Raw genomic sequence first — 11,448 nt, 5'->3', positions numbered from 1 at the left:
CCGCCTGGTCAGATCGGCTGCGCGAGACTCATATGCGTCTCGTGCATGATGCGGGCGTGTTCCGCCTTGTCGCCGCCGGCAATTTCGATCTCGCCAAGACGCCCCGAATTCTCGACCACCATGCGGCAGCGTTCCCAGCGCCGCTCCCCGAACGCCCGCAAGGCAGTATCCACGGTCGATGCCCGCGCCAGTTCTTCGGCAAGCACGATCGCATCCTCGAGACCAATGCCCGCGCCCGCCGCCATATGCGGCGTGGTGGCGTGCACGGCGTCGCCGACCAGCACCACGCGTCCGCTGTACCAGGGCTGCGCCATCAGCATGCGTTCGAGCGGACGATAGTTGACGCGCGATTGAAGGCCGATCTGCGCGCGCAGCGACTGGATCAACGGAGCGTCAAACGGCGCCAGCAGATCGGCGAGCATGCGCGGCCAGTGGTCGGGATCGATGTGCTCGTTCGTCGGGCGGTTCTCCGTGACGAAGAGGTACATCTCCTCCTGCGAAACCGGATTGACGCCAACCTTCACCTTCTGCCCCATCCACATCGTCGCGCAGACGATGTCCGCAGGCCGGGGCAAGACTGCGCGCCACACGCCTTGCCCGGTGTAACGCGGCTTTGGCGCGTCGGGGAACACCACTTCGCGCACCTTCGAATACAGGCCGTCGGCCCCGACCACGAGGTCGTAGCTGCGCTGCGTGCCGTCCGTCAACGACACGCGCACCCCGTCGTCGTGCTGCTCCATCCGCGAGAACGTGCTGCCAAGGCGAACCCGCACGCCTGCCGCTCGCGTCGCTTTCGCGAGAATATCGGCGAGCACGGGACGCATGATGGCGCCGCCGCCGGGCACATCGGCCCCGGCGACGCGCGGTGTTGGCAGCGTGCGAAGCGGCTGGCCACCGGCGGTGAGCAGGTTCACGCCGTCGCCGCCATAGCCGCGCTCGAAGAATGCGTCGAGCACACCGATCGTGCGCAACGCACGCAACGTCGGGCCGCCGATGCTGATGCCCGCGCCATACGAGCGCCAGCCCTCGTCGATCTCCACCAGGTCGACCTGCAGGCCGAGCTTCGCGCATTGAATTGCCGTCGCCATGCCGGAGAAACCTCCGCCAATGACGAGGACGTTTTGAAGTTGAGTGGTCATCCGGGTGTCTCCTAGTCTTTTAGTGGGCGGGTCAGCATGATGTCGCCGTCTTCCGTCACGTCGATATTCAGGCTAACTAACCGCTTTCCTTCACACGGGCCGATCAGGCACATTCCTGTCTCGATGTCGAACTGCGCGCCGTGCGCATGACACACGATGCGGGTTCCATCGCCATTCAGGTAGGCGTCCTTGCGCCAGGCCATCGCGGTATCGCCGTAATGGGGGCACGCGTCGCGGTATGCAAAAACTGCCTCGCCGCGGCGAACGACGAATACCGTGTCATGCCCGGCGCCTTCGGGATCGAAGCCGCGCGCGCCAGGATCCGGCAGTTCATCGATGCGCGCGAGGCGAACGGGCGTGAAGCGCGCCATTAGTTCGTTTCGGCCTTCGCTGCGGGCGGCGGCCCGCCCGGGGCCCACTTTTCCCGCGCCTGGAAGAGAAACAGTTGCGAGGTATCCGCGCTCATTGGTGCAACGCGTGACGTCCATGCATCGTCGTGCAGGTCCATGTCGGCGTCGTACTCCACATGGCAGCCAAGCGGGCTGTTGAAGTACCAGAACCAGTTCGACCCGAAGCGGTGACGGCCCGGTCCCCAGAACGACTGATAGCCCTTCGCGACGAAGCGGCTGCCAGCCTGCAGGACCTCGCTCGGCCCGCCCATATGAAACGTGAAATGCTCGCAACCCTTCATGAACGGCGGCGTTTCGATCATGAACAGCGTGTGATGTTCGAGCGTGCCCGCCGGCCGCAGGAACGGGCCCACGCCCGTGAAGCGGTCGGTGCAGCGAAAGCCGAGACGATCGACGTAGAACGCTTCCGCCTTCACCGCATCGGGCACGAAATAGACGACATGCGAGAGCGTGCGTGGCGTGAGCGTGACGTGTTCGTCCGCGCCGACCACGTTCGGCGCGCGTTGCGCGGGCGCGCCCGGCGCGTTCAGCGGTTCTGCCGGCAAGACCAGCGTGCGGCGTTTCGTGACCTGAAAGCCGATGGCAAAACCCATGTCGTCGGCTGATTCGATCGAGCCGTCGGCAAGCTTGCGCACCTCACGATCGCGCTGCAGTTCATGTGCGATGGCGTCGAGCGTCGCCGCGTCGGCCACGCCATAGACCGTCTTGCGCAGCATGCTCGCCGTGCCGAGTGCGGGCGGCAAGGACGGCGCGTCGCGGTGAGCGATTTCGATGCCCGTCCCGTCGAGCGCCTCGAAGCGCCCGCCGGCCTCGTTCGCGTGCGCGGGCAGCAGGCCGTAGTCGAGCAAATACTGTTTGCAGCTGGCGACGTCGTCCACGCCGAAGACCAGCGTATCGGGTCCGATGATGTTCATGAGAGGTGGGTTCGTTTGAAAGTGTGGATGTGTCAGAGCGAGGTGTGGCCGCCGAGTGTTTCGGCAATCCAGTCGGCAATCCAGTGCCCTGCGTTGATCGAGTTATCGAAGCTCGAGTGCTGAACCCCGCCTTCGCGATCGGTAAAAATCTTGAGTTCGCGCTTCGGGCTGTTCACGAGTTGTTCATACGTGCGATGCGCCCAGGCGACGGGAATCTGCGAATCCTTTGCGCCATGCGTGACGAGAAACGGCACCTTGACGCGATCGAGCACGCCGTCGAGGTGCACGTTTTCGGCGATGCGCATGAAGTCGTCGATGTCTTTCGCACCCCAGACCCAGCAAACATGCTTCCAGTAATGCGGCACCGGAAAATTGCCCTCGCGTTGCAGGCGCTTTTTCTGCACGTCGCGCCAGTCATGGTTCGCGCCCCAAACTACCCCGCAAGCGAAGCGCGGCTCGAAGGCGACCGCACGCGGGCAGTAGTAGCCGCCCAGCGACACGCCCTCCATGCCGATTCGCAGCGGATCGACATCGTCGCGCGTCTCCAGCCAGTCGACGATCTCGCTCGCCCACGCCTCGGAGTTGTAGATCGCATGCATGCCGTGCAGACGAAGCGCCTCGCCGGTGCCGGGCTGATCGACGATCAGCGAGGAGACGCCGCGTGCGCCGAGCCATGCCGGCAGGCCCACGAAGTACTTCATCTCCTTGGTCGAATCGAGCCCGTTGACCTGCACGAGTAGCGGGCTGCGGACTCCGGCATTCGGCGCCTTCACGAGCAGCCCGGAAAGGTGCGCGTCGCCGTACGGAATGCGCACGCGTTCGCAGTTGTCGCCGCGCAGCGCGACGCCCTGGTCGAATGTGTCGAGCGAACGCAGGTAAAGCTCGATGCGCCCCGGCTCATCGTGCGCCAGCATGCGTTCGGCCGTGATCAGATAGATGGCCGCGCGCCGGTATTTTTCACCGGCCGAGAGCATCCGCCCTCTCGCTTCGTCCTCCACCGCTAGCTCGCACAGAAGATCGGCCTTCCTGACCCACGCCTCGCGAAACGCGCGCGTGCCCTCGGCGTCCGGTTGCCTGGCCGCCTCCTGCAACGGGCCGCACATCTCCTCGATTTCGCCGATGCGCGCGCCCATTTCAATCGCGAGATTGACCGACAGATCCCAAACGTAGTTGGTTGGAAAATAACGAAACATGCCGATTACCTTGATGGAATTAACGTATTGCTCGATGGATGGCGCGACGCATCGAACGACAGTGCTCAGCCCTTGCGCCCGAAACCAGGCCACAGCGGAATGGCGATGTTTAGCCACACGCTGTTGCTTTTGGAGGTGTTCGCCGCATAGACGCCTTGCTGATAATTGAGGTTGACGTTCCAGCTTCTGGCGTCGTAGACGACTGAAGGACCGATACCAAAGGTCCTCATGCGATTGCCCACGTTCACACCATCCGCTTTGTCGTCGCTGAACTGATTCAGGTATGCGCCAACCACGCCGAGCTTCCAAGGGCCGAAATTCCAGCCGGCGGTGAACTCGGCAACGTAGCCGTCGCCCGATCTGTAGTTCGTCGTGCCATTCTTCTGGTTAAGCAGGAAACGGTTTGCCAGCGCGACATCGATGCCGTTGGGCACGTTGTAGCGAATCGAGATCACCGGCTGCACCGAGGTGTAGCCTACCGCCACGCTCGATTTGACTGGACTATAGGAGCCCGTCTCGAATGCGACGTCGATGCCCGACGCGATCGCCAGATTCTGCGAGAGCTGCCATTGCAGCAGCACGGGCGTGAGCGTGATGTTGGAAAGACCGTTCTGCGTGCTCGACTCGCCGAAGACACTGGTGTGCAGGGACACGACTGGAATGACAAGCTGCGTGTAGACTTTCGCGCCCAGAAGCTGAAACGGATACGCCAACAGTAAGCGCGTCGTTGCCGAATACGCATCCAGGTGGAACGGAATTGGCAGCTTCTTGCCGTCGTTACCGTAAAGGCCATTGGCGAAGCTGTAATTGAACTGCTCCAGTGCGAACAGGCCGGGTATCGGCGGCAGGTTGGCGATGTTCGTGCCAACGGCGCCGGCCGGATAAGGGGAAACACCTCCTTCAAACGCATTTGCGTCGTTCACCAATCCTGCGGCCAGCACGGCGCAGCCGACAGCGGCTGCGGTCAGTCTCTTCTGCATCATGTCTCCTCAACCAGGGCGGGCACACCACCTTGTGTCTCATCGTCATGGCAAGCGCGGCAAGGTTCGGGGATGCAACAGCGACGTTGCCTACTGAACCCACCGGCATGCGGTTTTTCCCGGAACGTTCGTCTTGCTGCCGTCACTTCGGGATGCGTCGTAGATTAAGATAGGCTCAGGTATCCCCATAAATGAATTCGATAGATGGGAGATATCCGCGACATCGATACTTTCAGGAGAAACCCTGAAATTGCGCACAAGAAGAAGCCATGCAGCGACAATGCAACGCGCGCCAGGTCGCAAGGAAAAGGAGAAGGGAGACAGTACGCATGCGGTTTAACAAGCTCGACCTCAATCTGCTCGTCGCACTCGACGCGCTGCTGACTGAACAGAACATCAGTCGCGCAGCCGAAAAAATTTATCTGAGCCAGTCGGCGATGAGCAGCGCTCTCGCGCGCTTGCGCGACTATTTCGGCGACGAGCTGCTAGTCCAGGTGGGCCGCAAGATGGAGCTGACGCCACGCGCGCAGGCGCTCCAGGACCCCGTACGCGACATTCTGGTGCGAGTCGATTCAACGGTCTCCGCGCAGCCCGATTTCGTGCCCGCGCATTCGGACCGCGTCTTCCGTCTGCACTTGTCCGACTACACGATGACGACGTTGATGCCGCATGTGCTTGCGCTCGCCTACCAGCGCGCGCCCGGCATTCGTCTGGAGCTGCGCGCGCAGATCATGCACCCCCACCGCGTGCTGGAGCGCGGCGAAGCCGATCTGCTGATCATCCCCAAGGAGTATTGTTCGGTCGACCATCCCGCGGAGCTGCTGCTCACGGAAACGTTTTGCTGCGTGCTGTGGGACCAAAGCCCGCTCGCGAAAGGCGAGATGACGGCCGAGCGGTATCTGGCGGCGGGCCACATCATCGTCCAGCCCGGCGCAGTCCACTCGGCGCTGGAAGACGGGTTCATGCACAAGCTCGGCATCGAGCGCAAGGTGGAAGTGACGACCTACAGCTTCCTGTCGCCGGCGCAGTTGTTGCCCGGCACGAACCGGATTGCCACGATGCACCGGCGGCTCGCACAGGAGGCGGCGCGCAGCCTGCCAGTCGTGCTGCGCGACGCGCCCGTCCCGATGCCTGCGATGGAACAGTCGATGCAATGGCACAAACATCGCACATCGGACCCGGGCCTCATCTGGTTGCGCGGGCTGATCAAGGAAGCCGTCGTCGTGATGGACCACGCTCACGATGACGAGCGCCTGTAAGCCGCTGCGGGAAGAGGACTGTCATGTCGCATGAGAGGGACAACTTCACGGCGACCCCGACCATCGTCGACCCACGCTGGCTTATTTTCATTCAGGTGTCGGCCTCCGGCAGTCTGAGCAAGGCGGCGGCCGCGCTCGACATGCCGCAGTCCATGGTCAGCCGGAATGTCGCGCAACTCGAACAGCAGTGCGGCGAGCGCCTGTTTCGTCGCACCGGCCGCGGCGTCGTCCTCACCGAGTTCGGTGAACGCATGCTGCCACGCGTCGCACGCCTTGCCGCCGAAGCGGATGCGCTTGCCGACGACATTCGCAGTGCCCGCGGGCAGCCCGCTGGCGAAGTTCTGTTCGGACTGCTGCCTTCTGCCGTCGGTCAGTTCGCAGGCGCGCTCTACGGCGCCGTGCGCGCCCAGTTTCCAGGCGTGCGGCTACATCTGGCTGAGGCAGCCAGCGCGCAACTCGAAGAGCATCTGCGCGAAGGGCGCCTCGATATGGCAATCGTGCTGCGCGAAGACGAAGCGAGCGTAGGCGACAACCACGTGCTGGCGAGGGTTCCATTGCATCTCGTCGGCCGGCTCGGGGACCCCGTCGTCAAATCCGCGCATGTTGACCTCGCGCAGTTATCTGAACTGCCGCTCGTCATCCCGGGCCGGCCTCACCTCCTGCGCGCGCGGCTCGACCGGCTGGCCTCTCAATACGGGCTGGATTTGCATATAGCCGCCGAGGTGGACTCGGTCAGACTGCAATACGAAGTCGTGGCCGCCGGTGGCGGCTACGCCATCGCCTCGGTCATGCCGGGAAAGCTGGACGAGCGGCTTGCATCCTCGCGCATCGTCCAGCCTGTACTCGAGCGCTTCGTCGTGCTCGCGGAATCCCCTCGCCGCCCGCATACGCGCGCCACCCGCGAGGTGCGCCGGCTGGTCTGCCGTCTCGCCGAATCGCTGGAAGCCGGCTAGCCGAGCCATCGATTTACGTCATAACTGCTTTCGATGCCGGGCAGTGCCCGAAACAGGCCATGCTTTCTATAGTTCGCTGGTCGTTCACTCCAACGCCAGCACCATGCCTGACAATTCGCACACACCACCGCCTTCGCATACCCTCTTTCTCAGCGACGCCGATGTCGCGTCACTCGCCGATTGGCCTTCGGCCGTCGCCGCACTCGCCGATGCTTATGCACGCCCCGTCTCCAACGCAATGGTGCCGCCGCGCGCGATGGCACGCGGCGACGGCATCTGGTTACGCAGCCTGAGCGCGGTATCACCCAACGGCGGCCATCTGGGCTGCAAGCTGATTGCCGCCAACACGCGCGCGCGCCGCGCCAGCTACCTGATCTCGCTGTTCGATCAAGGCTCCACGGAACTGCGGGCGCTGATCGACGGCAACCGCGTGACCGGGCTGCGCACCGCAGCCACGGCGGCGCTCGCCGTCACGCTCCTCGCGCCGCAGCGCCCGCTGCGCGTCGCGGTTATCGGCTCGGGCTTCGAGGCGCGCAACGCGCTCGATTGCCTGCGCGCCGTGCGCGAGGTGCAAAGCGCACGCGTCTTCAGCCCGACGCCCGCGAGCCGCGAACGCTTCGCCGAAGGCTTCCGCGAGACGCTGGACATCTTCGCGGCCGACAGCCCCGAAGCCACTGTTCAGGATGCCGACGTAGTGATCTGCGCCGCACGCAGCCGTGACGAATCGCCAGTGTTGCAAGGCGCATGGTTGCCGGCCGGCGCCACCGTGGTCTCGCTCGGCTCGACGTTGCCGGAACAGCGCGAAGTAGACGAAGCAACGATGGCGCGCGCCGTCAGCATCGTCGCCGACATGCCCGATGAAGTGGCGCACGACACGGGCGACGCGATCGCCGCGACGCGGGCCGGCGTCGCGCTCGCCGACAAGCTCGTGGCACTCACCGCGCTCGCAGCGGGCAGCATCGCGGCCCGCCGCGCGGACGATGACATCGTCCTCTACAAGTCGGTCGGCTCCGCACTGCAAGACGTCGTCATCGCTGAAATGCTGCTGGCGCGCGCACAACAGCAAGGTCGTGGCGTGACATTGCCCGCCACCATCATTCCCGTCGCGAAATGACGCACGAATCACTCAAGGAGACAGCAACTCATGGCTAGTTACAAGAAGTCCGACGCCCGCGCATGGGCCCGCGAAAACCTGGTCGGCTGCTCGGCCGTCACGATTCCGAGCTATAGCGCCGACCTCAAACGGCTGAACGAACGCGGTATCCGGCACGACATCGAACTCGCCAAGCGCTTCGGCTTTCGCTACACGCTCCTGTGCAGCGAGGTGGCCATCACGCCCGAAGAAAACGCGCAGTTCACGGCATGGGCACGCGACACCGCCGGCAGTCAGTTCGGCCTCTTTTTTCACGCCGCGTTCGGCACGCTCGCGGAGAATATCGAAGCGGTCAAGCTCGCGGAAAAAGCGGGAGCGGACATCGTGCTGCTGTCGTACCCGCCGCAATTCTGGCCAACCACCGAACAGGAAATCTACGACTACACAAAGGCCTTCTGCGACGCGACAGAGTTGGCCGTCATGCTGTTTCCGATTCCGCTGTGGGGCTTCGAGCGCGTCCACCCAGCCGGCATGCCGGTGGAACTCGTGCGCCGCCTGCTGAACGACTGCCCCAACATCGTCGCGATCAAATCCGAGCAAGGCTTTCCGCTTCCCGCGGGGATCTGCGAGATGTACCACCACTTCCGCGACGACGTCGTAATCAGTTGTCCGATCGAAGGCGACGCCATTCCGCTGATGAGTCTCATGAAGCTCCAGTTTTCCGGCACGAGCAATACCGCATGGATGAGCGATTACTACCCGAAGGCGTTCGAACTCGCGCGCAGCGGGCAGTGGGAGGAAGCGATGGCGATGTACTGGAAAGTCAATCCGGCTCGCAACGCCAACGGCGCAGCGGCGCAGACGTATGCGGGCGGCACCGGCGTGCTCAACCGCACGATGTGGAAGTACCAGGACTGGCTGGCCGGTTTCAACGGCGGGCCGCTGCGCGCACCGGCGATGCGTGTGCCCGACCGCCTGATGAAAAGCCTGCGCCAGGGGCTCGTGGCTTCAGGCTTGCCCGTCACCGCGGACCCGGATGCCGATTTCATGGTCGGCCGCTTCCCCTGCTAACGGAGCAAACGATGAAACACCTTCTCAAAGACGCGTCGCTGTGGCGGGAGCAGGCATTTATCGGCGGAGCATGGATCGCCGATACGCCGAACGGAGCCTATACGCTCAGGAATCCCGCCGATCAATCGCGGCTCGTCGAATTGCCGCGTTGTGGTGCGCCGGAAGTACGGCGCGCGATCGAGGCCGCGCAGCAAGCCTTCGGCTCATGGCGAAACGCTACTGCCAAACGACGCGGCGAAGTGCTAAGACGCTGGTTCGAACTGGTGATCGAGCATCGCGAAGACCTCGCGACGCTTATCACGCTGGAAGAAGGCAAGCCGCTCGCCGAAGCGCGCGGTGAAATCGACTACGCGGCATCCTTTCTACGCTGGTTTGGCGAAGAAGCGACGCGCGTACGCGGCGACGTAATACCGGCTGCCAGGGAAACCCAGCGGATCATCGCGCTGCGCGAGCCTATTGGCGTTTGCGCAGCCATCACCCCGTGGAATTTCCCGGCCGCGATGATTACGCGCAAGGCCGGGCCGGCCCTTGCGGCGGGATGCACGATGGTCGTCAAGCCAGCGAGCCAGACGCCGTTGAGCGCACTCGCCCTCACGGTGCTTGCCGAGCGCGCCGGAGTGCCGCCTGGTGTGTTCAACGTGGTGACCGGCACCGACACCCGCGCAATTGGCGGCGAGCTGACGAGCAACCCGCTGGTGCGCAAGATCACCTTCACAGGCTCGACCGAGGTCGGCCGCACGCTGCTTGCGCAGGCCGCGCAGACCGTGAAGAAGTGCTCGATGGAACTGGGCGGCAACGCGCCGTTCATCGTGTTCGACGACGCGGACCTCGACGCCGCCGCCGACGGGATCGTCGCCGCGAAATTCCGCAATACGGGTCAAGCCTGCATCAGCGCGAACCGCGTGCTCGTGCAATCCGGTGTCTACGATGCGCTGTCTGCGCGCGTGGTCGAGCGTGTGGCGCGTCTGCGGGTGGGCAACGGCCTGGATGCAAACGTGGACCTTGGGCCGCTCATCGATGACACCGCCGTCGCGAAGGTCGAGGAGCATATCGGCGACGCATTGGCCAGGGGCGCCCGTCTGCTGCATGGCGGCCGCCGCCATGCGCGTGGCGGCACCTTCTTCGAGCCGACCGTGCTGCGCGACGTGACGCCCGCCATGCTCATTGCCCACGAAGAAACGTTCGGACCGGTCGCGCCGCTGATCCGCTTCGATTCGGACGACGACGCTATCGCGATGGCCAACGACAGCGAATACGGCCTCGCCGCCTACCTCTACAGCCGCGACGCGGCGCGCATCTGGAGGAACGCCGCGGGACTCGAATCGGGCATGGTTGGAATCAACTGTGGCCTGATATCGAACGAGGTCGCGCCGTTCGGCGGCGTCAAGCAGAGCGGGCTCGGACGCGAGGGATCCCATCTCGGCATCGACGAGTTTCTCGAGGTGAAGTATCTCTGCTGGGACGGGCTCGGCGCCGCCTGAAGAAGGCCTTGTGTGCGTAAGAGCGGGGGAGATAAAATCTTGTCCGCCGAAAATAGAGTGGCAGGTTGGTATCTCCTGCGCCCAGCTGCTGGGTTCTATGTATTCCGCGGCGTCAACCTTACTTCGACCAAGTTGGGGGGACGCGCTGTGGACTGCACTCCGCGCCCCTCTATAAGAGGAGTCTGCTCAGATGCGCACCAACACAATGGAACCATCATCCGGAGAGGAAGCAGTGTTCAGCGGATTGACATTCGACCGCGAAGAACTGGCTCGCGTACTTCGAGAATGCCGTGATGGACCGACTTTCGAGAACTGCACTTTCGACGGCGAAGATCTTGCCAATCTTGATTTTCGTGCCGCCCGATTCACAAGGTGCAACTTCGAGCGCACGCTCTTTGAGCACAGCGACCTCGCGAGGAGCCGTTGGTTGGCGTGCAAGGGCGCTTCCGCAAATTTTCGGTATGCCAATCTAACGGAAGCTCGTTTCTGCCGGAGTGATCTGAACAATACCGATTGGTCGGGCTCAAAACTCGCATCCGCGGTATTTACGGAGGTCAAGCTGACAGGAGCCCGCTTCGTGGACGCCCGCACGCTGGGGCTTAGCTTCCACGATTCGCTGCTCGTTGGGGCCGATCTGAAGGGGCTTTCGTTTCGGAAACAGACCCTCGAGGCATTGAATTTCTCCGACGCGGATCTATCTGACTGCGACTTTCGCGACGCCGTGTTCGAAGGTGGCAGCCTCAGCCACGCCCAACTACGAAACAGCCGCTTCGACGGTGCTGACCTACGTTCCGTAGATCTGAGTGGCCTGCGACTGTCCGACGTGCTGCAGCACCTCAAAGGCACGATACTCTCCGTCGACCAGGCCGTTATGCTGGTTGGAGACTGCGGCGTGCGTGTGATGTAGTTGAAAAAACCGGTATGCAGTCGCCCGCATACCGGTCTCCGTTCGGCC

Annotated in this window: 11 protein-coding genes; 6 read left to right on the top strand and 5 right to left on the bottom strand. The window is 63.5% G+C overall.

Features of this window, described 5'->3' with window-relative positions; all coding sequences use genetic code 11:
- Positions 1–8 precede the first annotated feature (8 nt).
- The 5 genes from L0U81_RS17895 to L0U81_RS17875 form a co-directional block, all read right to left on the bottom strand.
- Positions 9–1,139, bottom strand: a complete 1,131-nt coding sequence (locus tag L0U81_RS17895; RefSeq protein WP_233804875.1) for an FAD-dependent oxidoreductase — start codon at positions 1,137–1,139, stop codon at positions 9–11.
- Between the two features lie 11 nt (positions 1,140–1,150).
- The gene (locus L0U81_RS17890; RefSeq protein ID WP_233804874.1) at positions 1,151–1,510 is read right to left on the bottom strand and encodes a Rieske (2Fe-2S) protein; all 360 of its coding nucleotides are present in this window, start codon (positions 1,508–1,510) and stop codon (positions 1,151–1,153) included.
- Positions 1,510–2,463 (bottom strand): VOC family protein, encoded by a 954-nt coding sequence (locus L0U81_RS17885; protein WP_233804873.1) that lies wholly within the window; start codon positions 2,461–2,463, stop codon positions 1,510–1,512. The genes L0U81_RS17890 and L0U81_RS17885 overlap by 1 nt, the downstream gene beginning before the upstream one ends.
- A 32-nt stretch (positions 2,464–2,495) precedes the next feature.
- A complete protein-coding gene (locus L0U81_RS17880) occupies positions 2,496–3,656 on the bottom strand; it encodes an alpha/beta hydrolase family protein (protein ID WP_233804872.1) in 1,161 nt (386 codons plus the stop codon).
- Between the two features lie 65 nt (positions 3,657–3,721).
- Positions 3,722–4,636: a SphA family protein gene (locus tag L0U81_RS17875; protein ID WP_233807818.1), complete on the bottom strand. Its 915-nt coding sequence runs from the start codon at positions 4,634–4,636 to the stop codon at positions 3,722–3,724.
- 329 nt (positions 4,637–4,965) lie between these two features.
- On the opposite strand from L0U81_RS17875, the gene L0U81_RS17870 reads away from it, so the two are divergent.
- The 6 genes from L0U81_RS17870 (at position 4,966) to L0U81_RS17845 (ending at position 11,400) form a co-directional block, all read left to right on the top strand.
- Entirely contained in the window at positions 4,966–5,895 is a 930-nt protein-coding gene (locus L0U81_RS17870) for a LysR family transcriptional regulator (protein WP_233804871.1), read from the top strand.
- A gap of 23 nt (positions 5,896–5,918) precedes the next feature.
- Complete coding sequence (locus L0U81_RS17865; protein ID WP_233804870.1) at positions 5,919–6,848, top strand: LysR family transcriptional regulator; 930 nt, start codon at positions 5,919–5,921, stop codon at positions 6,846–6,848.
- Between the two features lie 256 nt (positions 6,849–7,104).
- Positions 7,105–7,962, top strand: coding sequence for an ornithine cyclodeaminase family protein (locus tag L0U81_RS17860; protein WP_233804869.1), 858 nt, complete (start codon positions 7,105–7,107; stop codon positions 7,960–7,962).
- Positions 7,963–7,992: 30 nt separating this feature from the next.
- On the top strand, positions 7,993–9,012 hold the full coding sequence (locus L0U81_RS17855) for a dihydrodipicolinate synthase family protein (RefSeq protein WP_233804868.1): 1,020 nt from the start codon (positions 7,993–7,995) through the stop codon (positions 9,010–9,012).
- A gap of 11 nt (positions 9,013–9,023) precedes the next feature.
- Positions 9,024–10,493 carry an NAD-dependent succinate-semialdehyde dehydrogenase gene (locus L0U81_RS17850; RefSeq protein ID WP_233804867.1) on the top strand — a complete coding sequence of 490 codons (1,470 nt, stop codon included), beginning with the start codon at positions 9,024–9,026 and terminating at the stop codon, positions 10,491–10,493.
- Positions 10,494–10,683: 190 nt separating this feature from the next.
- Positions 10,684–11,400, top strand: a complete 717-nt coding sequence (locus L0U81_RS17845; protein WP_233804866.1) for a pentapeptide repeat-containing protein — start codon at positions 10,684–10,686, stop codon at positions 11,398–11,400.
- The last annotated feature ends 48 nt before the right edge of the window (positions 11,401–11,448 follow it).

The organism is Paraburkholderia sp. HP33-1, assembly GCF_021390595.1.
GTDB lineage: Bacteria > Pseudomonadota > Gammaproteobacteria > Burkholderiales > Burkholderiaceae > Paraburkholderia.
Note: the sequence above shows the minus strand (reverse complement) of the source record. Positions and strands in the feature narration are given on the sequence as shown.

Bases quoted from the DNA above. Each gene is read 5' to 3' on its own strand.
- L0U81_RS17875 (WP_233807818.1), bottom strand. From the start codon at position 4,636: ATGCAGAAGAGACTGACCGCAGCCGCTGTCGGCTGCGCCGTGCTGGCC.
- L0U81_RS17860 (WP_233804869.1), top strand. From the start codon at position 7,105: ATGGCACGCGGCGACGGCATCTGGTTACGCAGCCTGAGCGCGGTATCA.
- L0U81_RS17880 (WP_233804872.1), bottom strand. From the start codon at position 3,656: ATGTTTCGTTATTTTCCAACCAACTACGTTTGGGATCTGTCGGTCAAT.
- L0U81_RS17855 (WP_233804868.1), top strand. From the start codon at position 7,993: ATGGCTAGTTACAAGAAGTCCGACGCCCGCGCATGGGCCCGCGAAAAC.
- L0U81_RS17845 (WP_233804866.1), top strand. From the start codon at position 10,684: ATGCGCACCAACACAATGGAACCATCATCCGGAGAGGAAGCAGTGTTC.
- L0U81_RS17850 (WP_233804867.1), top strand. From the start codon at position 9,024: ATGAAACACCTTCTCAAAGACGCGTCGCTGTGGCGGGAGCAGGCATTT.
- L0U81_RS17870 (WP_233804871.1), top strand. From the start codon at position 4,966: ATGCGGTTTAACAAGCTCGACCTCAATCTGCTCGTCGCACTCGACGCG.
- L0U81_RS17865 (WP_233804870.1), top strand. From the start codon at position 5,919: ATGTCGCATGAGAGGGACAACTTCACGGCGACCCCGACCATCGTCGAC.
- L0U81_RS17885 (WP_233804873.1), bottom strand. From the start codon at position 2,463: ATGAACATCATCGGACCCGATACGCTGGTCTTCGGCGTGGACGACGTC.
- L0U81_RS17890 (WP_233804874.1), bottom strand. From the start codon at position 1,510: ATGGCGCGCTTCACGCCCGTTCGCCTCGCGCGCATCGATGAACTGCCG.
- L0U81_RS17895 (WP_233804875.1), bottom strand. From the start codon at position 1,139: ATGACCACTCAACTTCAAAACGTCCTCGTCATTGGCGGAGGTTTCTCC.